At 72.8% G+C, this 20,819-nt stretch carries 19 protein-coding genes; 8 read left to right on the forward strand and 11 right to left on the reverse strand.

The features are described from left to right. The first annotated feature begins 66 nt into the window (after window positions 1–66). Both HD601_RS28780 and HD601_RS28785 read left to right on the forward strand, forming a co-directional pair. Window positions 67–1,446 carry a transglutaminase domain-containing protein gene (locus tag HD601_RS28780; RefSeq protein WP_184827799.1) on the forward strand — a complete coding sequence of 460 codons (1,380 nt, stop codon included), beginning with the start codon at window positions 67–69 and terminating at the stop codon, window positions 1,444–1,446. A gap of 120 nt (window positions 1,447–1,566) precedes the next feature. Further along, window positions 1,567–2,535, forward strand: a complete 969-nt coding sequence (locus HD601_RS28785) for a type IV toxin-antitoxin system AbiEi family antitoxin domain-containing protein (protein ID WP_221441401.1) — start codon at window positions 1,567–1,569, stop codon at window positions 2,533–2,535. A 5-nt stretch (window positions 2,536–2,540) separates the two neighbouring features. Here HD601_RS28785 and HD601_RS28790 read toward each other — a convergent pair whose 3' ends face one another. After that, window positions 2,541–3,077 (reverse strand): GNAT family N-acetyltransferase, encoded by a 537-nt coding sequence (locus HD601_RS28790; protein WP_184827801.1) that lies wholly within the window; start codon window positions 3,075–3,077, stop codon window positions 2,541–2,543. Between the two features lie 74 nt (window positions 3,078–3,151). Here HD601_RS28790 and HD601_RS28795 point away from each other — a divergent pair, with 74 nt between their 5' ends. Both HD601_RS28795 and HD601_RS28800 read left to right on the forward strand, forming a co-directional pair. Continuing rightward, window positions 3,152–3,658 (forward strand): VOC family protein, encoded by a 507-nt coding sequence (locus HD601_RS28795; RefSeq protein ID WP_184827803.1) that lies wholly within the window; start codon window positions 3,152–3,154, stop codon window positions 3,656–3,658. Between the two features lie 26 nt (window positions 3,659–3,684). Continuing rightward, complete coding sequence (locus HD601_RS28800; protein WP_184827805.1) at window positions 3,685–4,503, forward strand: TipAS antibiotic-recognition domain-containing protein; 819 nt, start codon at window positions 3,685–3,687, stop codon at window positions 4,501–4,503. A 13-nt stretch (window positions 4,504–4,516) separates the two neighbouring features. On the opposite strand, the gene HD601_RS28805 is transcribed toward HD601_RS28800, so the two are convergent. From HD601_RS28805 to HD601_RS28825, 5 genes are all read right to left on the reverse strand, one after another. Next, window positions 4,517–5,431, reverse strand: a complete 915-nt coding sequence (locus tag HD601_RS28805; RefSeq protein ID WP_184827807.1) for a thioredoxin family protein — start codon at window positions 5,429–5,431, stop codon at window positions 4,517–4,519. A 98-nt stretch (window positions 5,432–5,529) separates the two neighbouring features. Beyond that, window positions 5,530–7,680: an RNA polymerase recycling motor ATPase HelR gene (helR, locus tag HD601_RS28810; protein ID WP_184827809.1), complete on the reverse strand. Its 2,151-nt coding sequence runs from the start codon at window positions 7,678–7,680 to the stop codon at window positions 5,530–5,532. Between the two features lie 150 nt (window positions 7,681–7,830). Further along, the gene (locus tag HD601_RS28815) at window positions 7,831–8,424 is read right to left on the reverse strand and encodes a hypothetical protein (RefSeq protein ID WP_221441403.1); all 594 of its coding nucleotides are present in this window, start codon (window positions 8,422–8,424) and stop codon (window positions 7,831–7,833) included. Between the two features lie 28 nt (window positions 8,425–8,452). Beyond that, window positions 8,453–8,875, reverse strand: coding sequence for a VOC family protein (locus tag HD601_RS28820; RefSeq protein ID WP_184827813.1), 423 nt, complete (start codon window positions 8,873–8,875; stop codon window positions 8,453–8,455). Between the two features lie 199 nt (window positions 8,876–9,074). Continuing rightward, a complete protein-coding gene (locus HD601_RS28825; RefSeq protein ID WP_184827815.1) occupies window positions 9,075–9,497 on the reverse strand; it encodes a hypothetical protein in 423 nt (140 codons plus the stop codon). A 101-nt stretch (window positions 9,498–9,598) separates the two neighbouring features. Here HD601_RS28825 and HD601_RS28830 point away from each other — a divergent pair, with 101 nt between their 5' ends. Continuing rightward, window positions 9,599–10,318 (forward strand): helix-turn-helix domain-containing protein, encoded by a 720-nt coding sequence (locus HD601_RS28830; protein ID WP_184827817.1) that lies wholly within the window; start codon window positions 9,599–9,601, stop codon window positions 10,316–10,318. Here the strand turns inward: HD601_RS28830 and HD601_RS28835 are convergent. The 3 genes from HD601_RS28835 to metX are packed head-to-tail and all read right to left on the reverse strand — an operon-like array spanning window position 10,290 to window position 13,290. Further along, window positions 10,290–10,784, reverse strand: coding sequence for a CoA-binding protein (locus HD601_RS28835; protein ID WP_184827819.1), 495 nt, complete (start codon window positions 10,782–10,784; stop codon window positions 10,290–10,292). The genes HD601_RS28830 and HD601_RS28835 overlap by 29 nt on opposite strands. Beyond that, window positions 10,781–12,094: an aminotransferase class I/II-fold pyridoxal phosphate-dependent enzyme gene (locus tag HD601_RS28840; protein WP_184827821.1), complete on the reverse strand. Its 1,314-nt coding sequence runs from the start codon at window positions 12,092–12,094 to the stop codon at window positions 10,781–10,783. The genes HD601_RS28835 and HD601_RS28840 overlap by 4 nt, the downstream gene beginning before the upstream one ends. After that, on the reverse strand, window positions 12,091–13,290 hold the full coding sequence (gene metX / locus HD601_RS28845; RefSeq protein ID WP_184827823.1) for a homoserine O-acetyltransferase MetX: 1,200 nt from the start codon (window positions 13,288–13,290) through the stop codon (window positions 12,091–12,093). The genes HD601_RS28840 and metX overlap by 4 nt, the downstream gene beginning before the upstream one ends. 99 nt (window positions 13,291–13,389) lie before the next feature. Between metX and HD601_RS28850 the strand changes: the two genes are divergently transcribed. The 3 genes from HD601_RS28850 to HD601_RS28860 all read left to right on the forward strand — a co-directional run bounded on the left by HD601_RS28850 (window position 13,390) and on the right by HD601_RS28860 (window position 17,323). Beyond that, window positions 13,390–13,935 carry an OsmC family protein gene (locus HD601_RS28850; protein WP_184827825.1) on the forward strand — a complete coding sequence of 182 codons (546 nt, stop codon included), beginning with the start codon at window positions 13,390–13,392 and terminating at the stop codon, window positions 13,933–13,935. Window position 13,936: 1 nt separating this feature from the next. Further along, on the forward strand, window positions 13,937–15,175 hold the full coding sequence (locus HD601_RS28855; RefSeq protein ID WP_184827827.1) for an NAD(P)-binding domain-containing protein: 1,239 nt from the start codon (window positions 13,937–13,939) through the stop codon (window positions 15,173–15,175). A 285-nt stretch (window positions 15,176–15,460) separates the two neighbouring features. Further along, window positions 15,461–17,323 carry a calcineurin-like phosphoesterase C-terminal domain-containing protein gene (locus HD601_RS28860; protein WP_184827829.1) on the forward strand — a complete coding sequence of 621 codons (1,863 nt, stop codon included), beginning with the start codon at window positions 15,461–15,463 and terminating at the stop codon, window positions 17,321–17,323. 52 nt (window positions 17,324–17,375) lie between these two features. Here the strand turns inward: HD601_RS28860 and HD601_RS28865 are convergent, their stop codons facing one another. Beyond that, window positions 17,376–19,079, reverse strand: a complete 1,704-nt coding sequence (locus tag HD601_RS28865) for an ABC transporter ATP-binding protein (protein ID WP_184827831.1) — start codon at window positions 19,077–19,079, stop codon at window positions 17,376–17,378. Next, window positions 19,072–20,739, reverse strand: a complete 1,668-nt coding sequence (locus tag HD601_RS28870; protein ID WP_184830257.1) for an ABC transporter ATP-binding protein — start codon at window positions 20,737–20,739, stop codon at window positions 19,072–19,074. The genes HD601_RS28865 and HD601_RS28870 overlap by 8 nt, the downstream gene beginning before the upstream one ends. Window positions 20,740–20,819 lie beyond the last annotated feature (80 nt).

Below are 20,819 nucleotides of genomic sequence, written 5' to 3' on the forward strand. Positions count from 1 at the left end.
CCTGTCGCCGTCGACCCCCGGTCCGTAGCCTCGAAACCGACACGACGTCACCCCCTGGAGGACACCGTGCAGGAGCACGCCGACTACCGCACGCTGGACGAACGGCTCGCCGAGTGGCGCACCGAGATCCTCACCCGCATGGACCGGCTCGACGAGCTGCCCGTGCTGCCGACGTTCCCTCGGGTGAACCTGGCCCGCGAGGCCGGCGCGACGACGCGGGTCGACAGCTTCCTCGGGACCGCCAACGCGCACGCCGTCGGCGACGTCTACTACGACCTGCAGGCGCCCGGCGCGACCGCGCTGCCGTTCACCTCGGAGGACCCGGACCACCCGGTTCTTGCCGAGTTGCGGGAGCGGTTCCCGCTCGAGGAGGTGGCCGGCGAGGGCACCGACGTCGAGAAGGCCATCCGGCTGCGCGACTGGATCAAGTCGCTGTTCCCGCACCACATCCCCTACCGGATGCCGGAGTGGAACGCGCTGCTGATCCTCGACCGTGGCTCCCGCGGCGTCGAGCACTTCATCTGCGTGCACTACTCGGTGTCGCTGGTGCAGTGCTGCCTCGCGCTCGGGCTGCCGGCCCGGATGATCAACCTGCACCGCGGCCTCTCCGACCACTACCGCATCGGCGACGAGGCCGTCGCCGACCCGCCCGTCGACGAGCACGTCGTCGCCGAGGTCTGGGCGTCGGAGCTGGACAAATGGGTCATGATGGACACGGACTTCGACGTCCACTACCAGCGCGACGGGATTCCGCTGTCGGCCTGGGAGATCCACGAGGCGTTCGCCGAGGACGAGCTGGCCAAGATCGAGCCGCAGCGCGGTCCACACTCGCTGTCGTTCAACGCCTACGGCGAGCGGCTGCCCGACGAGGACGACTTCTTCGCGACCGGCCTGCCGGCCTACTACGCGCACGTCACCGTGCTCATGCGCAACGACTTCCTCAGCGACACCGACGGCCCGGTCACCATGGCCCACCTCGTCGACGACACCGCGACGCCGCTGCTGTGGCACCGCGGGTCGGACAACCGGCTGCAGCCGCACCTCATGGGCCCGGTCGTTGTAGCCCAGCCCTACACCGACGTGACGCCGGTGCTGACGGACGGCAACCGCCGGACCAGCTGGGCGTCTGCCGACTCGGCGGCCGAGCACACGGTCGAGATCGCGCTGGCCGGGCCGCGCCTACTCGGTCGCGCCGTCCTGCACTGGCCGGAGTACCAGCTCAGCTACCACAGCAGCGCGACCTACCGGCTCGAGACCCGCGACGGCGACGACGGCGCCTGGGAGCCCTGGGTCGAGGTGACGTCCGGCCCGGAGACGCCGTACTCGGTCCACGACGCTCCTGCCCGCCGTGCGACGCACGTCCGGCTGGTGCAGCCCGCGGGTGGCGGCTCGGCCGGCTTCCCGGAGCGGCTCTGGCTCACCCAGGTCGAGCTCTACGCCCCCTGACATTCCATGATCATCAAGGATCGGTGGGGTCCTGCCCACACCGATCCTTGATGATCATGGTTGTCCACAGATCGCGATTCGGGCCTGGCGCGCGGCCCATCGCCCGATCAGGCTTGACGGGTGACCGATCTCGATGAGCTGGCCGGTGCCCAGCAGGGCATGGCGAGCCGCGCCCAGGTGCTCGCGTCCGGCCTGACGGTCGAGGCGCTGCGCTGGGCGGTGCGGTCCGGGCGGTGGCAGCGGGCGCACGCCGGTGTGTACGCGATGTTCTCCGGCCCGCTGCCGTTCGAGGCGCAGGTGTGGGCGGCGCTCCTGCGCGCCGGTCCGGGCGCCGTCGCCAGTCACCGCACGGCCGCCTACCTCGACGGGCTGTGCGACGAGCCCGGCGAGGTCATCCACGTGACCGTTCCCGCCGACCGGTACGTGGAGCCGCGCATCGACGGCGTGCGGGTCCACTTCGCGCACCGTCTCGCGCGGACCCGACACCCGTCGAAGAACCCGCCGCGCACCCGGGTCGAGGACACCGTCCTGGACCTCGTCGACGCGGCGTCGCACCCGCGCGAGGCAGAAGGCTGGGTGACGGCGGCCTGCCAGCGCCGCCTCACCAGGCCCGACCGGCTGGCCGGGGCGCTGGCGCGGCGGAAGAAGATCCGCTGGCGAGCCATGGTCGAGGCCATGCTCGACGACGTGGCGTCCGGGGCACAGTCGCCGCTGGAACTGCGGCACCTGCGCCGGGTCGAACGCGCCCACGGCCTGCCCACCGGCTGCCGCCAACGCCGCGTCGCCGGCCAGCGCGTCAGCTGGATCGACGTCGACTACGAGCAGTATCGGGTGCGGGTCGAGCTCGACGGCCGCCTCGGCCACACCGGCGAAGGACGCTTCCGCGACCACCACCGCGACAACGACGCCACCGTCGACGGCCGCGCCACGCTGCGCTACGGCCACGCCGACGTGTTCGGCAACCCCTGCGCCGTGGCCGCCGAACAGGCCCGCGTCCTCACCGCCCGCGGCTGGACCGGAACCGCCCGCAGGTGCAGGCCCGGCTGTCCCGTCCGGTCCCATGATCATCAAGGATCGGTGGTGCCCTGACCCCATCAATCCTTGATGATCATGGCGACGAGGGGTGGCCAGCCGGGGCGGCGCCAGGATGGGCAGGCGGTGCCGGCGACGACCCAGCCGTGGGACTCGTACCAGCGCTGGACGGTCGCGGTCGGGCCCATGGGGAAGAGGTCGAGGCACGGCGCGAGGTCGTGGGCGCGGATCCAGCCGACCGCGGCGGTCAGAAGAGCGGTTCCGTGGCCCAGTCCGGCCCGGTCCGGGTCGACGAACAGGCGGCCGATCGTGGCGCATTCCTCGACCGGCCGGCCGTGGGCGGCGCTCCAGGCCTGCCGCAGGGCCGAGCCCGCGCCGCCGTGGTCGGTGGCGGCGGCCGGCTCGATGCCGACCTGGCCGACCACGCGACTACCCCCGTCGACGTCGACAGCGACGAAGGCGGCCAGGTCGGCGGGGCCGGCGATCCAGGCCTCGGGGTCGTCCGGCAGGACGTGCGGGTACCCCGTCGCCGCGTGCAGGCGGACCAGCACCTCGGCCAGCGGCTCCACGTCGGCCGGTCGCCGCTCCCGCACCGTCATCCGCCCACCGTAGGCGACACCCACAAGAAACCCGGCTTGACCCTCACGCTACGTCAGACCTCAGCATCGACGGCATGACCGACACTTTCAACGCCTTCGAGATCAGTCCCGTCCCGGAACCGGGCCCCGACGCCGTCGCGCCGGAGGTCTATCGGGGTATCTACGGCATGCCGATGTTCGTCATCGTCCCGACGGAGGACCTGGCAGCGTCGGTGGACTTCTGGACGAACGGTCTGGGGTTCATCGACCTCTTCACGGTTCCTGGCGGCGTGACCCACCTGCGCCGCTGGGCCTTCCAGGACGTCCTGCTGGTGCCGGGCCCGGCGGCGTCCGAGCGGCCGACGATGACGGTGAGCTTCTCGTGCGTCGAGAGTCAGCTCGACGGCCTCGTGCGGTCCTGCGAGGCGACCCTGCCCGGGAGCACGACCGGACCGGAGCCGACGCCGTGGAACTCGCTCGAGCTGCACGTCGTCACGCCGGAGCGGGCCCACGTCGTCATGACGGCGGCCCGGCCGTGGGATCCGGACTCCGACCTGGCCGCGAACTGGCGGGCGGTCGGCATCGAGGCTCCCCCGGCGTGACGGCGGCAGCTGCCAGACTGGGGGGCGTGACCAGCCCGGGCCCCGACGACGAGCGTGGCGACGACGGACTCACCGTCGCCGCCACGGCGGCGCTGGTCGGCGTCACCGTCCGCACCCTGCACCACTGGGACGCCGTCGGGCTGGTCTCGCCGTCCGGCCGCACCGCGAGCGGCTACCGCCTGTACGACGCGGCCGCCGTCGCCCGGATCCACCGCGTGCTCGTGTACCGCGAGCTCGGCCTGCCGCTCGAGCGCATCGCCGAACTGCTCGACGAGCCGTCGCTCAGCGCGGCCGTGCCCCTGCGCGATCAGCGCGAGCAGCTGGTCGCCCGCATCGACCGGCTGCGCGGCATGGTCGACGCCGTCGACCGCATGATCGAGGCGGAAGAGGGCGGCGTGCTGCTGACCCCCGAGGAGCAGGTGGCGCTGTTCGGCACCGACTGGCGGCCGGAGTGGGCCGGCCAGGCGCGCGAGCGGTGGGGCGACACCCCGCAGTGGCGCCAGTTCGCCGAGCGCTCCGCGACCCGCACCGCCGACGACTGGCGCGAGATCGCGGCCGGCGTCACCGCCCTGTACGAGGACCTCGCCGCCGCACACCGCGACGGCGTGGCGCCGGGCAGCCCGGCCGCCAACGCTCTGGCCGAGCGGCACCGGGCCAGCATCGGCGCCTACTTCGACTGCACCCACGCCATGCACGTCGCTCTGCTGCGCTGCCAGGCCGACGACCCGGAGTTCGTCGCCCACTACGAGCAGTTCGGAGCCGGGCTCGCCGGCTGGCTACGCGAGGTGGTCGACGCCAACGCCGCCGCCCACGGCGTCGACCCCGCGACGGCGACCTGGGAGTGAGCAGGCTCGCCGGTCAGCCGAACGTGAACGCGTAGGCCTCGGCGCCGGCGTCGAGGAAGACGACCTCGACGGTGCGCTCGCGGACGCCGTCGTGCACGCGGACGAGCTGGTACATGCGCCCGTCGTCGACGATCCCGTTCCCGTCCGCGTCGACGTCGGCGCCGTGCGACGGGCCGGGCGCGGCGCCGTCGAGGAGGACCCGGAACCGCACCGGACCGCCGCCAGCACCGGGTGACAGGACCAGGTGCGCGTCGCGGGCGTGGAAGCGGATGGCGACGCTGCCGCCCGGCGCACCGAGCACGACGCACTCGCCGCCGACGGTCCACTCACCGCGCAGCGTCCACTGCTGGTGGCGCAGCCGCTCGGGCGGCACGTCCGCCCGGCGCTCGCCGCGCCACGAGCCGAGGTACGTCTCACCGGTGCGCAGCCGGTCCCAGTCGGCCTCGGCCTCGTCACCCTCCCCCGCGACGGTGACCAGCTCGCGTTCCACGCCGAGCAGCTTCTGCAGCAGCCGCTCCGACCACGCGTAGCGGCCCTCGCCGAAGTGCTGGTCGCGGACGAGCCCGCCCGTGTCGGCGAAGTAGAGCGCCGGCCAGTAGTGGTTGTCGAAGGCGGACCAGATCCGGTAGTCGCTGTCGACGGCGACGGGGTACTCGATCGACCGGCGCGCCGTCGCCCGCCGCACGCGGTCGCCGTCGTGCTCGAAGGAGAACTCCGGCGTGTGGACGCCGACCACGACCAGCCCGTCGTCGCGGTACGCCCGGGCCCAGGCGCGGACGTAGGGCGCCGTGCGCAGCCAGTTGATGCAGGTCAGCGTCCAGAAGTTCACCAGGACCACGTGGCCGTGCAGGTCGGCGGGGCGCAGCGGCGCGGAGCCGATCCACGCCACCGCGCCGTCGAGCGCGGGCAGTTGCCGCCGTGCGGACATCGGGCACCCCCTTCGCGCGGTGCGGGCGCGCGCACTCCTCAGCGTCGCGCCCGCACCGCCCGCTCGCACCCGTGGGCGTCCCTGGTGCGACCCCGGGCTCAGGAGCTGGTCAGGACGACCAGCTGCTGGGTGGCGCGGGTCATGGCCACGTAGCGGTCGACCGCGCCCTCGATGCCGGTGCCGAAGTCCTCGGGGTCGACGAGGACGACGAGGTCGAACTCGAGGCCCTTCGCCAGCTCCGGGGTCAGCGACCGGACCCGGGTCGTCGGCGCGAACGCCGGGTCGCCGATGACGCAGGCGACGCCGTCGACGTGGGCGGCGAGCCAGGTGTCGAGGATCGTCCGCAGCTCCGACACCGGCCCGTGCGTGACAGGGACGCCGGTGCTGCGGATGGACGTCGGCACGTTGGCGTCCGGGAGGGCGGCCCGGATGACCGGCTCGGCCTCGGTCATGACCTCTTCGGGCGTGCGGTAGTTGATGCTCAGCGCGGCGATCTCGACGCGGTCGAGGCCGATCCGCGCGAGCCGCTCCTGCCACGTCTCGGTGAACCCGTGGCGGGCCTGCGCGCGGTCGCCGACGATGGTGAAGCTGCGCGACGGGCAGCGCTGCAGCAGCATCTGCCACTCGGCGTCGGTCAGCTCCTGGGCCTCGTCGACGACGACGTGGGCGAACGGGCCGGCGAGCTCGTCGGGGTCGAGGTCGGGCAGCACGGCGGCGTCGACCAGGGCGCCCTGCAGGTCCTGTCCGCGCAGCATCGACATCAGCGCCATCTCGGAGTCGTCGGTCTCGATGAGGTGGTCGACGACGTCGGCCATGTTCGCGCGGCGGGCGGCCACCTCGGCCTCCTGCCGGCGCCGGCGCCGCGAGGTCTCGGGGTCGCCGAGCCGCAGCCGCGCGGCGTCGAGCAGCGGCAGGTCCGGCACCGTCCACGCCTGCGCCTCGGCCCGCTGCAGCAGCTTCACCTCGTCTGCGCCGAGCCACGGCGCGCACAGACGCAGGTAGGCGGGCACGGACCACAGGTCGCCCACGACGTCGGCCGCCTCGAGCACCGGCCAGGCCCGGTTGAACGTGGTGACCAGCGGCCGGTTCTGCCGCAGCGACGCCGCGAACCGGTCTTCGGGGACGTCCTCCTTCTGCCGGTCCAGCAGGATCGCGACCAGCGCTGACCAGATCTCCTCGCGCGCCTCGTTGTGCGGCATGCCGGGGTCGGCGGCCTCGAACGCCTCGGCCCAGTCCTCGGCGCTGAGCCGCACGTCGTCCCAGAGGGTGGTGACGGTCATGGCCTCGGTCGGCGGCTCCTCGTAGAACCGGACCGCCTTCTCGATCGCCTTCACCATGTCGACGGACGACTTCAGCCGGGCGACGACGGGGTCCGGCTCGGCCGCCGCCTTGTGGCCGTCGGGGACGAGGTCGCGCAGGGTGCAGGTGCGCACGCCCTCCTCGCCCAGGCTCGGCAGCACGTCGGCGACGTAGGCGAGGTACGGCTGGTGCGGCCCGACGAACAGCACCCCGCCGCGCCGGTGCCCGAGCCGCGGGTCGGAGTAGAGCAGGTACGCCGTGCGGTGCAGCGCGACGACCGTCTTCCCCGTCCCCGGCCCGCCGTCGACGACGAGGGCGCCGCGCGAGCCCGCGCGGATGATGGCGTCCTGATCGGCCTGGATGGTCCCCAGCACGTCGCGCATGCGCCCGGACCGGGTGCCGCCGAGGCTGGCGATGAACGCCGACTGGTCGTCGAGCGCCGCGGCGTGCCCGTCGAAGTCGTCGGCGGCGAACACCTCGTCCCAGTAGTCGCCGACCTTGCCGCGGGTCCAGCGGTACCGGCGGCGGCTGGCCAGGCCCATGGGGTTCGCGTGCGTCGCACCGAAGAACGGCTCGGCCGCCGGGGCACGCCAGTCGAGCAGCAGGCGGTGGCCCGCGCGGTCGGTGAGGCCGAGGCGGCCGACGTAGACGGGCTCGGAGTGGTCGGCGGTGACCATGTGCCCGAGGCAGAGGTCCAGCCCGAACCGGCGCAGCGTGCGCAGGCGGCTGGTCAGCCGGTGGACCTCGAGGTCGCGGTCCATGGCCTCCTGGCCGCTGCCGCCGGGCCGCTTCAGCTCGGCGGCCAGCCGCTCGTCGAGCTCGGCGATGGTCTCTTCGAGGCTCTCGCGGATGCGGGCGAAATGCTGGTCGTCGGCGGCGATCAAGGCCGGGTCGGCTTTGTGGGCGAGGTGGCCGGGAAGGTCGAATGCGCTGGTCGTCAAGGGATTCACCTCATGAGCTCCGTTCCGAGGTACGCCACCTTAGATCCAAATTTTCTGGCTCATGAGATCGCCGGAACTCTGCTATAAAAGAATGGGAGCACGTGGCCATCTTTCGCCCCCGCACCCTCCACTCATCGACATCCTCGGTGGGCCGCCGGATCAGCGGGACTGCAGCGCGTCCAGCGCCACCGCCATGGCCGCGCCCAGCCGCCAGTCGAGGCGGGAGCCGTCGGGCAGGGCGGGCAGCTCGACGTCGTAGGCGTCGCGCAGGGTCTTGCGACGCTCCGAGGACATGACGAGCGTGCCGTCGGCGGTGGTGAAGTCGAAGTGGAACCGCCACGGGCCGGGAACGTCGTTGAGCACGATGTCCCAGACGCGCCGCACGATCGCCACCCCCTGGCTGCGCTCCCGGCCGACGGCCTCCAGCCCCAGCGACGGCTCGCCGAGCGTCCAGGTCGACCGGGTCAGCGACTTGCGGAACTCCTTCTTGAACCAGCCGATCGGCTCGCCGGCCGGGCCGGTGACGTCGTGGCCGGCGCCGACGTCGAGTCGTGAGCGGGCCTTGAACGCGAACAGCGGCGGGTCCGAGCGGTCCTCGTCGGCGTAGAAGGTGACCTGCTCCTTGAGCGCCATGCGCTTCTGCTGCGCGAACGCGATCAGCTCGCCCTCGCGGCCGTCGATGCCGAGGGTGTGGACGGCGTACCGGTTGACCATCGGTGTGATGCGCTGGTGCACGGTGAGACGCTCGTACATCACACCAGCATCGGCCATGACCCGCGATTCAGTACCAGAACACCTCGGGCGGAATCGTCTGCGGCACGTCCTCCTCGCCGTCGTGGTGGACGAAGACGACCCGCTGCCCGTCGGGGTCCCAGGTGCTGACCAGTGTGGTCGGGTCCTCGGCGAGCACGTGCCGGGTCGACTTGGCGCCCAGGCCGGCGAGTTGCTGCTCGATCCGGTCCAGCCGGTCGAGACTCGCGACCCGCCAGACCAGCGCCTGCACCGTCCGGTCGGTGACCCGGCGGACCGGCCGTTGGCGCAGCGCCAGCGAGAAGGCGCCGGCCCGGGTCGCCAGGATGACGGCGTCAGCGGTGCGGCGGGCGACCTCGAGCCCCAGCAGCTCGGTGTAGAACGCGGTCGCCGGCTCGAGGTCGCTGACATGCAGGACGGCGCCCTGGATGCGCGGCTCGGAGTCGTTGGTCATGGCCTCACCCTTCCAGCCGGTGCGCTGGCGGCGGGCGGGACCAGCCGCGGTCTGCTTGACGCCTACCCCGGGACGTCTGCTCGGACCCGAAGCCGTCTGAAACCCGGTCTCCCACTCTTACCTCGCGGCTCGGCCAGTGCACTCGGATGCACTACTGACCGACCATAGCCGCGGAACGTGACAATGAGCGGCGACGGCGTCAACTGCTGCCGCCCTCGCGGTGCGCCCCCTCGGCCAACTGGGCCAGGGCGAGGGCGCCGATCAAGAGGCCGAAGTCGCGCAGGGCGATGTCGTAGAAGTCCGGGATGGTCAGCAGGTTCACGATGATGCCGGCCAGCCACAGGGCCACCACGTAGCCGCCGATGCGGGGTGCGACGGCGACCAGGAGGCCGGCCGCGATCTCGACGACGCCCACGATCTTCATGGCGTCGGCCGCGCTCCCCGGCACGATGTCGTTGATCCAGGGCGCCAGGTAGATCGGCCAGTCGACCATCCAGTTCAGGAACTTGTCGAGGCCGAACAGGATCGGCGCGACGGTGAAGGCCGTGCGCAACAGGAGGAAGGCGCGGCCGGTGGGGGTGCTCCACGTCCGCGACAGAGTGGTTCCGCTGGTCTGGGCCATGTTGACTCCTTCTAACGGATTGATCTCTCTACGTTAGAATTACCAGCGCCTATCGTCAAGGGATCCGTTCGATACGACTCGAGACGACCGAGGGAGCCACCGTGGCGGAGTTCGAGGATCACGTCGCCGGCATCGGCGCGCTGGCCGACGACACCCGGCGCGAGCTCTACCTCTACGTCTGCGCCCAGCCCGGCCCCGTCGGCCGCGACCAGGCCGCGGCGGCGCTGGAGCTCCCGCGTCACCAGGCCAAGTTCCACCTCGACCGGCTCGAGGAGGCCGGCCTGCTCGAGGCCGAGTACGCCCGGCTGACCGGCCGCACGGGCCCGGGCGCGGGCCGCCCGGCCAAGCTGTACCGGCGCGCCGCCGAGCGGGTCGCCGTCTCGCTGCCGGATCGCCGCTACGAGCTGGCGGCCGACCTCATGGCCCGCGCCATCAGCGACGCGGCCGCCACCGGCGCCCCCGTCGGCGAGGCCCTGACCCGCGTCGCCCGCGAGCACGGCCGCCGGCTGGCCGGCGCGGCCACCACGCCGAAGACCACGGACCCCGACCACGCGCTCCACCTGGCCGCCGACACGCTGAGCGAGAACGGCTACGAGCCGCGCCGCCAGGATCACACCGTCGTGCTGGCCAACTGCCCGTTCCACCCGCTCGCACAGACCCACACCGAGCTGGTCTGCGGCATGAACCACGCCCTGCTCGCCGCCCTGGCCGACGAACTCGCGCCCGGCACCCTCGAGGCCCGCCTCGACCCCGCCGAAGGACGCTGCTGCGTCCTGCTCACCGCAGGCCGGCTCACTGCAGGCCGGCGCGGACCGACGTGATGCGCTGAGTGTTGAACCCGAGCCAGTGCATGCGCCCGACGTAGCGGGCGTGCTCGACCTTGAGGCAGCGGTCCATGACGACCGTCAGGCCGCCCTCGTCGGCGATGCGCGCGCCCTCCTCGCTGACGACGCCGAACTGGCACCACATCGACTTGGCGCCGACGGCGACCGCTTCGGTGGCGATGCCGGGCACGGCGTCGGGCGCGCGGAAGACGTTGACGATGTCGATCGGCTCCGGCACGTCGCGCAGGCTCGGGTAGCTCTTCTCGCCCAGGATCGTCGTCTCGCGCGGGTTCACCGGGATGACGTGGTAGCCGTGGCGCTGCAGGTAGTAGCCGACGAAGTAGCTGGCCCGCAGCTCGTTGGCGGACAGGCCGACGATCGCGATGGTCTTGGCCCCGTTCAGGACCCGCTGGATGGTCAGCGGGTCCTGGTAGCGCGCGAGGTCGAGGTCGAGGTCCGTCATGCCGTCGCCACCTTCCGGACGTGCGTGAAGCCCTGTTCGAGGTCCCAGATGAGGTCGTCGACGGACTCGGTGCCGACCGACAGCCGCACCGTCCCCGGCGCCACGCCGGCCGCCGTCAGCTCGTCGTCGCTGAGCTGGCGGTGTGTGGTACTGGCGGGGTGGATGACCAGGCTCTTCGCGTCGCCGACGTTGGCCAGGTGGGACCAGAGCGACATGCCGCGGATCAGCTCCTGTCCCCCGTCGCGGCCGCCGGCGCAGTCGAACGAGAACACCGCGCCCGCCCCGCCCGGCAGGTACTTCGCGACCAGCGGCGCGTACCGGCTGGATGCGAGCCCGGCGTAGGTGACGTTGGACGCCAGCTCGTGCGCGTCGAGGTAGGCCGCGACGGCCGCCGCGTTGGTGACGTGGCGCTCCATGCGCAGCGACAGCGTCTCGAGGCCCTGCAGGAACAGGAACGCGTTGAACGGCGACATCGCGCCGCCGAGGTCGCGCAGGGTCTCGGCGCGCAGCTTCATGAGGTAGCCGTACATGCCGAAGGTCTCGTGGAACTTCAGGCCGTGATAGGCCGGCGACGGCTCCGCGACCACGGGATAGCGCCCGTTCGACCAGTCGAACGTGCCGGCCTCGACGACGACGCCGCCGATGCTGGTGCCGTGACCGCCGAGGAACTTGGTGGCGGAGTGGACGACGATGTCGGCGCCCCACTCGATGGGCCGGCACAGGTACGGGGTGGCGAACGTGTTGTCGACGATCAACGGCAGCCCGTACTCGTGGGCGACGGTCGCGACGGCCTCGATGTCGAGCACGTTGCCGGCCGGGTTGCCGATGGTCTCGGCGAAGAACGCCTTCGTGTTCGCCCGCACGGCGCCGCGCCAGGCGTCGACGTCGTCGGGGTCGACCCAGGTCAGCTCGACGTTCATCTTGCGCAGCAGGTGCTTGAGCTGGTTCACCGTGCCGCCGTAGAGCGCCGACGACGAGACGACGTGGTCGCCGGGCTCGAGCAGCGTGAACAGCGCGGCGGCCTGCGCGGCGATGCCGCTGGCGAACGCTACGGCGCCGGCGCCGCCCTCGAGGTTCGCGACGCGCTCCTCGAACACCGCGACGGTGGGGTTCATGATGCGGGAGTAGGTGTTGCCGTACTCCTGCAGGTTGAAGTAGGCCGCCGCGGACTCCGGGTCCTCGAACACGTAGCTCGTGGTCTGGAAGATCGGCACGGCGCGGGCGCCGGTGTTGGGGTCGGGCCGCTGCCCGGCGTGCAGCTGCCGGGTCTCGAACCCGAACGTCCGGTCCTGTTCGACGCGGTCGGTCACTGTCCCTCCAGGAACCGTTGGATGATCGGGGTCTGCCGGGCTTCCTCGAGGAGGAAGCAGTCGTGGCCGTACGGCGCGTCGATGACGTGCAGCTCGGCCGGCAGGCCCTGCTCGGTGAGCGCGCCGGCCAGCTCCTCGGACGCGGCCGGCGGGTAGAGCCAGTCGGAGCTGAACGCGATGAGCAGCGTGCGCGCCCGCACCCCGGCCAGGGCCGCGGCCAGCGAGCCGTCGCCGTGCTGGCGTGCGAGGTCGAAGTAGGTGAGCGCCCGCGACATGGTCAGGTAGGTGTTGGCGTCGAACCGCTGCACGAACGTCTCGGCCTGGTGGCGCAGGTAGTTCTCGACCTCGAACTCCGGCTCGGTGAGCGTGTAGCGGACGTCGTCGGCGAACTGCAGCCGCCGGCCGAACTTGTCCTCGAGCGCCGGCGCGGACAGATAGGTGATGTGCCCGACCATGCGCGCCACGCCCATGCCTGCGTCGGGTGCCCGGCCGGTGCCGTGGTAGCGCCCGCCCTGCCAGTCGGGGTCGCGCATGATCGCCTCGCGTGCGATGGCGTTCCAGGCCACGCCCTGCGGGTGCAGCGCGTGCGTGCTGGCGATGACCACGACGGCGTCGACGGCGTCCGGGTACAGCACCGCCCACTGCAGCGCCTGCATGCCGCCGAGCGAGCCGCCCGCGACCGCGGCCAGCCGCTCGATGCCGAGCTCGTCGAGGAACGCGCGCTGGGTGCGCACCATGTCGGCGACGGTGACGACCGGGAAGTCCGGGCCGTACGGCTCCCCCGTCGCCGGGTCCGTGGACGACGGCCCCGTCGTGCCGCGGCAGCCGCCCAGCAGGTTGGTCGAGACGACGAAGTAGCGGTCGGTGTCGAACGCCTTGCCCGGGCCGATCATGCCGTCCCACCAGCCCAGTGCCTTGCCGGCCGAGCCGTCGCGGTCGTCGGCCCCGAAGCCGTCGCGCGTGCTGGCAGCTGCCGCCGTCGCCGACACTCCGGCCGCATGGGCGTCGCCGCTGAGCGCGTGACAGACGAGGATCACGTTGTCGCGGGCCGGCGCCAGGGTGCCGTAGGTCTCGTACGCGACGCGCACCGGGTGCAGCTCGCCGCCGGAGTCGAGCCGCACGGGCGCCGGCAGGTCGACGAAGTGGGTCTCGACGGTGCCGGCCGAGCCGGCCGCGAGGGTCGAAGCCGGCGTCATGCCCCCGATCATAAGCAGTCCCCACTTTCGGCCGCCGCGGTGTATTGTCCAGCAAGACCGTAGGGAATCTCGGGTACCGGCGAGAGGGGCATCGGCGAGATGACGATCGACAACGGGGTCAACGTGCAGGCGCTGCTCGACGCGCGCGACGTGCTGAAGGGCGCGCCCGAGGCCGCCCAGTTCACGTGGCGGGCGCAGTCGACGTGGAGCAACGGCGTGCACAGCCAGACGCGGATCCAGAACTTCTTCGGCCTCGGCGCCGAGCAGACGCACAAGAGCGAGGCGGTGTTCGACGCCGACCACCCCGAGGTCTTCGCCGCCCAGGACAACGGCATCACGCCCATCGAGTACCTGCTCGTCGGCCTGGCCAGCTGCCTCACCGCCGGCGTCGCCTCCGTCGCGCAGAACCGCGGCATCCAGCTGCGCTCCGTCGAGGCGACCGTCGAGGGCAACCACGACATCCGCGGCATCCTTGGCGCCGACAGCGACGTCCGCAACGGCTTCAACGACGTCCGGGTGACCTTCAGCATCGACGCCGACGCCTCCCAGGAGGAGATCGAGGCGCTGGTGGCGCAGTCGCAGAAGCGCTCCGCCGTCTTCGACGCGCTGACCAACCCCACGGACGTCTCCGTCACGGTCGCCTGAGTTGGCCGGCCGGGACGCCGGCCGGGTCGACGTCGTCGTCATCGGGGCCGGTCACGCCGGCCTCGCCGCCAGCCACTTCCTGAGCGAGCGGTCGATCGACCACGTCGTGCTCGAGCGCGGCGAGGTGGCGAACTCGTGGCGGCACGAGCGCTGGGACTCGCTGCGGCTGCTCACGCCGAACTGGCAGAGCGGCCTGCCCGGGCTGCCCTACGACGGCCCGGACCCGGACGGCTACCTGTCGATGGGCGAGGTCGTCGGGTTGCTGGACCGCTTCGCGCGGTTCTCGCATGCGCCGGTGCGGACGGGGACGACGGTGACCTCGGCGCGCCGGTCCGATGACGGCTACGTGGTGGCGACCGACCAGGGCCCGGTCGAGGCCAGGGCCGTCGTCATCGCGAGCGGCGCCTGCAACCGGCCGGTCGTACCGGCTCTGGCGGACGCCGTGCCGAAGGAGATCGAGCAGCTCACGTCGTTCGACTACCGCGACCCCTCCGCCCTGCCCGACGGCGGCGTCCTGGTCGTCGGAGCGTCGGCCACCGGCGTGCAGCTGGCGGCCGAGATCCAGCGCTCCGGCCGCCCGGTCACCCTGTCGGTCGGCGAGCACGTCCGGCTGCCGCGCGTCTATCGTGGGCGCGACGTGCTCTGGTGGATGGACGCGTCGGGCGTGTGGGACCAGCGCCACGACGAGATCGACGACCTCGAGCGGGCCCGGCGGCTCCCGTCACCACAGCTCGTCGGGACCCCCGAGCGTTCGACGCTGGACCTCAACGCGCTCTCGGCGCTCGGAGTGGAGCTGGTCGGCCGGTTCGCGGCGGTGCGCGACGGCCGGGCGCTGTTCTCCGGCGGCCTGCGCAACGTGTTCGCGCTGGCCGACCTGAAAATGGACCGGCTGCTGGGGACGTTCGACGAGTGGGCCGGCGACGGCGCCGCTGGCGAGCGTTTCGAGCCGACCCGCGTGCCCGCCGCCCCGCGTTTGCAGCTGGACCTGCGCAGCGGCGAGATCCGCACCGTGGTCTGGGCGACGGGCTACCGCCCCGACTACTCCTGGCTCGACGTCCCCGTGGTCGACGAGAAGGGCCGCCTCCGCCACGACGGCGGCGTCGTCGCCAGCCCGGGCCTCTATGCGCTCGGCCTCCCCGTCCTCCGCCGTCGCCGGTCGACCTTCATCCACGGCATCGAGGACGACGCCCGCGCAGTGGTGGCCCACCTCGCCGCCCACCTCGCCTCCCCCTCCCCGTGATCATCAAGGATCCGACCACCTATAGGGGGTCGAATCCTTGTTGATCATGGAGAAGGTCGGCTCAACAGCGCCTCGGAAACCGACCTTCTCCATGATCAACAGTGAGCGGCCGGCGGAGCCGTCTCGCGCGCGTGACAACTATCCGCACTAGTAGTCGCCACCGCGGTTCTCGTGGGCGATTTCTGACGTTATCGATCTCGTCGGTAGGAATTCAGCCCTGTCGGGAAGAGTCGCTCGGGCCGGTCACCCCCGGCCGGCACCCGACGACTACAGGGAGAAGCCTGCATGTCTTCGAGAAAGCGCACCCTCGTGGCGGTGGCGACCGTCGTCGCCGTCGGAGCGGCCGTCGCGGCGCCCGGCGCCGCCGCGTCCGGGCGGCACCAGGACTGGGACCGGACCGCCTACCGTGGCCAGATCGAGGTCGTCCGCAGCGACGACGGCCCCGCCGACCCGACGGTGCTGAACGGCACCGTCTTCGACGACCGCGACCGTGACAGCCGCCACGACCGGAGCGAGCGCGGCATCGCCGGCGTCGAGGTGTCCAACGGGCGCGACGTCGCCACGACCGACTCGCGCGGGCGCTACCGGCTGCCCGTCTACGACAACATGACCGTCTTCGTCACCCAGCCCGCGGGCTACCAGGTGCCGGTCGACGAGTTCAACGTCGCGCAGTTCCACTACAACCACCTGCCCGCGGGGTCGCCCACCCTGCGCTACGGCGGCATCAGCCCGACCGGCGCGATCCCGGACGCGGTGAACTTCCCGCTGGTGGAGAGCAGGCTCACCGACGACCGCCAGCTCAGCTGCATCATGGCCGGCGACCTGCAGACGTACAACATCACCGAGGTCGAGTACGCGCGCAAGGGCGCGATCCGCGACCTCGCGCGGCGCAACGACTACCAGGGCTGCGGCAGCCTCTTCCTCGGCGACGTGGTCGGTGACGACCTCTCGCTGTACGACGAGGTGAAGGAGCTGACCGCCCAGACGAACGGGCCGGCCCGGTTCCTCCCCGGCAACCATGACCTCGACTTCGACTCCGCCACGCCGGAGCACTCGTTCGACACGTTCCGCGCGCAGCTCGCGCCGGCGTATTTCTCCTACGACGTCGGCGAGGCGCACATCATCGCGCTGAACACCGTCCGCTACCCGTGCACGCCGGAGCTCGACAACGCCGACGGCCGGCACCCAGAGTGCAACAACCCGACGACCCGGCCGCGCTACAACGGCCGCATCGACGACACCCAGATGGAGTGGCTGCGCCGCGACCTGGCCAAGGTCGACCGCGACAAGCTCATCGTGATCGCCGGCCACATCGCGCTGATGAACTACGCCGACGAGGGCAGCATGATCCACCAGGTCGACCAGGCCAACGAGGTGTACGCCATGCTGGAGGGCCGCCGGGCGGTCGCGCTGGCCGGGCACAGCCACTCGATCGAGAACATGCGTACCGGCGACCTCATGAAGGGGTGGAGGGACCTGTTCGGCCTCGAGGGCCTGCCCTTCCCGCACCTGACCGCGGGCGCGATCGCGGGCGACTGGTTCTCCGGCCGGGTCACCGAGGACGGCTATCCCACCGCGCTGCAGCGTGACGGCGGCCGGCCGGGTGTCCTGACGCTCGACCTGAACGACAACCGCTTCCAGGAGCGGTTCACGGTCACCGGCGAGAACGACCGGGTGCAGACCCAGCTCGGCCTCAACAGCCCCACCTACCGGGAGTGGTACGTCGCCCGCGACGCGTGGAACGACGAGGACGAGCCCACCACGCCGGCGCCGGAGCTCGGCGACCCGCTCGTCATCGACCGGGCCGACCTGGCCGGCACGACCTGGCTCACCACGAACTTCTTCATGGGCTCCACCGGCTCCACGGTGAGCGTCCGCATCGACCACGGCCGGCCCCGTCAGGCCGTCCGCACCCAGCCGATGCGCGGCGAGGACCAGCTCGTCGGCCCGGAGTACTCCGACCCGGCCGCGATCGCGGAGCAACTGGTCCACGGCGGCGGCCCCGCCGACCGGACCATGCACCTGTGGCGCTTCGAGCTCCCTGCCGACCTGCGCGCGGGCACGCACCGGGCGCACGTGACCGCGACCGACGTCTACGGCCGCAAGTTCACCGACACCCTCATCTTCCGCGTGGTCGAGCAGCGCTGACCCCGCCGGGACGGGGCCGCCGCAGTGCCGGGCGGCGGCCCCGTCCCACCCCTCACGTGACGGTGACGACACCGTCGTCGACCCGGACGACGGTGGCGTGCCGGGCGATCGTCTCGGGCCGGTGCGCAACGAGGATCAGCGTGCGGCCCGCGCGGATCCGGTCGACGGCGGTCTCGATGCGGGCGGCGACTCCAGGGTCGAGGTCGGCCGTCGCCTCGTCGAGAATGAGGACGGCCGGGTCGACCAGCGCCGCCCGGATGATGCCGACCAGCTGCTGCTCCCCCGCCGACAACGCGCCGCCGTGCGAGCCGACCAGCGTCTCCAGCCCGTCGGGCAGCCCGGCCAGCCAGGCGCCCAGCTCGAGCCGCTCGGCCGCGTCGCGCATCTCCTCGCGGGTCGGCGCGTGTGGGACCAGCGCGAGGTTGTCGGCAAGCGTGCCGGTGACCAGGTGCACCTGCTGCGGGACCAGCACGATCCGCCGGCGCACCTCGCCCTCGGGCACGTCCGCGAGGTCGACCCCGGCGAAGGTGACGCTGCCGCCGTCGGGCCGGTAGAGGCCGCTGGCCAGCTTCACCAGCGTGCTCTTCCCCGACCCCGTCGGACCGGCGATCGCGACGTGCGCGCCGTGCGGGAACGTCACGTCGACGCCGGCCAGCACGTCGACGCCGTCGCGGTAGGCGTAGCGCAGCCCTCGCAGGACGAGGTCACCGGCGGCGGGCAACTCCGGCGCCGAGGGCGACGACGGCGACGCCTGCCGTGCCGCCGGGGTCGCCGTCCGGTCCAGCAGGTCGAGCAGCCGGGCCAGGCTGACCGCCGTCGACTGCAGCTCGCCGAGCACCTGCGACAGCCGCAGCACGCCCTCGAACAGGTTCGCGACGGCGAGCACGAACACCGCGACCGTGCCGATGGTGACCCGTCCGGACCCGGCCAGCCAGGCGCCCGCCACCAACAGCACCGCCACGGACAGGCCTTCGAGGAAGCCGACCCCGCGCAGCCGCAGCTCGACGTCCACGGTGTGGTCCTCGACGGCGCGCAGCTCGGCGTTGCGGGCGGCGAACCGGCGCCGCCGGTCGGCCATGCCGCCGATGAGGTGCAGCGTCTCGCGGCCGGTCAGCGTCTCGGTGAACATCGCGGCCAGCCCGGCCCGGCCCGTCGCGGCCGCAGCGTACGCCGTCGTCGCGTCGCGCCGGAACCAGCGGATGACCAGCCAGGTCGCCGGCAGCGTCACCGCCAGCGTGATCAGCGTCAGCTGCCACGAGTACGACACCAGCACCACGAGCGTGAGCAGCAGCGACAGCGACAGGTTCACGACGTCGGGCAGCTGCTGGCGGACGAAGTCGGTGACGACGGCGACCTCGCCGGTCGTGCGCTGCAGCAGGTCGCCGACCCGGTGCGACTCGATGAACCGCAGCGGGGCCGACGCGATCCGGGCGACGGCGGTGTCGCGCAGCTCGCGGACCACCCGCTCGCCCACGCGCGTGAGCAGCACCTCCGACGTCCGCAGCAGGAAGATCCGGGCGACCACGACGACGGCGAGCACGGCCACCGTCGTGAACAGGCCGGACCGGGACCGCTGCACGAGCTCGTCGATCGCGCGGCCGATGAGCGGCGCCATCGCCACCAACGAGCCGGCGCTGAGGACGCTGACGGCGAGCGCGCCGACGGCCTCGCGGCGGTGCGGCCGGGCGAACGCGGCGAAGCGCCGGAACGCACCGCGGGTGGGCGGCGCCTCGGCGAGGACCGGCGCCTCAGCCATCGGCCCTCCCCGCGGTGACCGGCTCGAGGAGGTCGACGACGCGGTCGGCTCGCTCCCGGATCTGCGAACGGTGCGAGACCGCGACGATCGCCGTCTCCGGCAGGTCGGCGCGCAGCCGGTCCAGGATCGCCCGCTCGGTGACCACGTCGATGGCCGAGGTGACGTCGTCGAGCAGCAGCACCTTCGGCCGCCCGAGCACGGCGCGGGCCAGCGCGAGCCGCTGCACCTGCCCGCCGGACAGCGTCGTCCCCCGCTCGCCGACCGCCGTCTCGTACCCGCCGGGCAGCTCGCCGACGAAGCCGTCGGCGCCGGCCACCGCGCAGGCCCAGGCGACCTCGTCGTCGCCGGCGTCGCGTCCCAGCCGCACGTTGTCCAGGACGGTGCCCGTCAGCACGAGTGGGCGCTGCGGCACGTAGCCGAGCCGCGCCCACCACTCCTCGCGGCCGGCCAGCGCGAGGTCGACGCCGCCGAAGCAGACGGTGCCCGCGGCCGGCGCGTCCAGCCCGGCCACGACGCGCAGCAGCGACGACTTGCCGCTGCCGACCGGCCCCCGCAGGACCACCAGCTCGCCGGGCGCCGCCGTCAGCCGCAGCGGCGGCGTCGGCGCCCCGTCCGCGCCGGTCCGGGCGGACAGGTCGATCAGCCACAGCTCGCCCCGGTCCGGCAGGACGGAGGGAACGTCCGGCGGGTGCGCGTTCCCGCTCGGTTCCGGCGGTTGTCGGTGCCCGCCCGTAGGGTGGGGACCCTCCCTCACGGGGCGGGGCACGTCCACCTCCACCTCCACGTCCAGCACCGCCGCGATCCGCGTCCCGGACACCTCGGCGTCGCGCCGGTTCGACACCAGCAGCACCAGGAAGCTCAGCGCGATCGTGAGCATGGTCATCCACGACGTGTAGGCGATCAGCCCGCCGATGCTGAGGTCGCCGTCCAGCACCGCCAGCCCACCGGCGGCCAGCCCGGCGGCGATCGCGAGCCGCGGTACCGACGGCGGCACCGCGGCCCACCAGGCGGCGATCCGGGCCAGCGCCAGGGTCTGCCGCGAGACCTCGGCGCTGGCGTCGGCGTGCCGGCGGACCAGGCGTCCGGTGCCGCCGAGGCCGCGCACCGCACCGAGCGCCGACAGCAGCTCCTCGACGGCGCCGGCCCGCTGCGCGTGGGCGCCGGCGACCCGCTCGGCGGCCGCCCCGTAGCGGCTCGGGAAGATCAGCTGGGTCAGGACGACCAGCGGCGCCATGACGGCGGTGACGACGAGCAGCCGCGGGTGCAGCGTGGCCATGGCCGGGACCACCACGAGGATGGTCCCGATCGCCAGCGTCCAGTAGGTGAGCTTGTCGACCCAGTCGGCGACGGCGGCGACGTCGCGTTCGGCGCGCGAGGCCAGGTCGCCGCGGTCGAAGCGGGCCGCCACGGCTCCGTCGGCGGCGCCGGCGCGGTCCAGCAGCCGCTCGCGCAGGTCCTGCGCCGTCGCGTTGGCCGCGTGCCGGGTCAGCCGCTCCCCCAGCAGCCCGCCCACCAGCACCACTAACGCAGTCGCGACGACGGCGGCAGCCCACCCGGCCGCCCGGCCCGGCTCCCCCGCGTCCAGGCCGTCGTCGACGGCGCGCTGCACCAGCGCCGGTGTCGCCAGGTAGGCGAGCTGGCCGGCCAGCCCGCAGGCCAGGCCGGCGACGAGGACGCGCCGCCGCCGGCGGACACCTCGCTCAGCAGGCTGCGGCCGGGGCCGCGGGTCGGGGTGGGCAT

It is taken from the genome of Jiangella mangrovi, assembly GCF_014204975.1.
In the GTDB taxonomy this organism is placed as follows: Bacteria; Actinomycetota; Actinomycetes; order Jiangellales; family Jiangellaceae; genus Jiangella; species Jiangella mangrovi.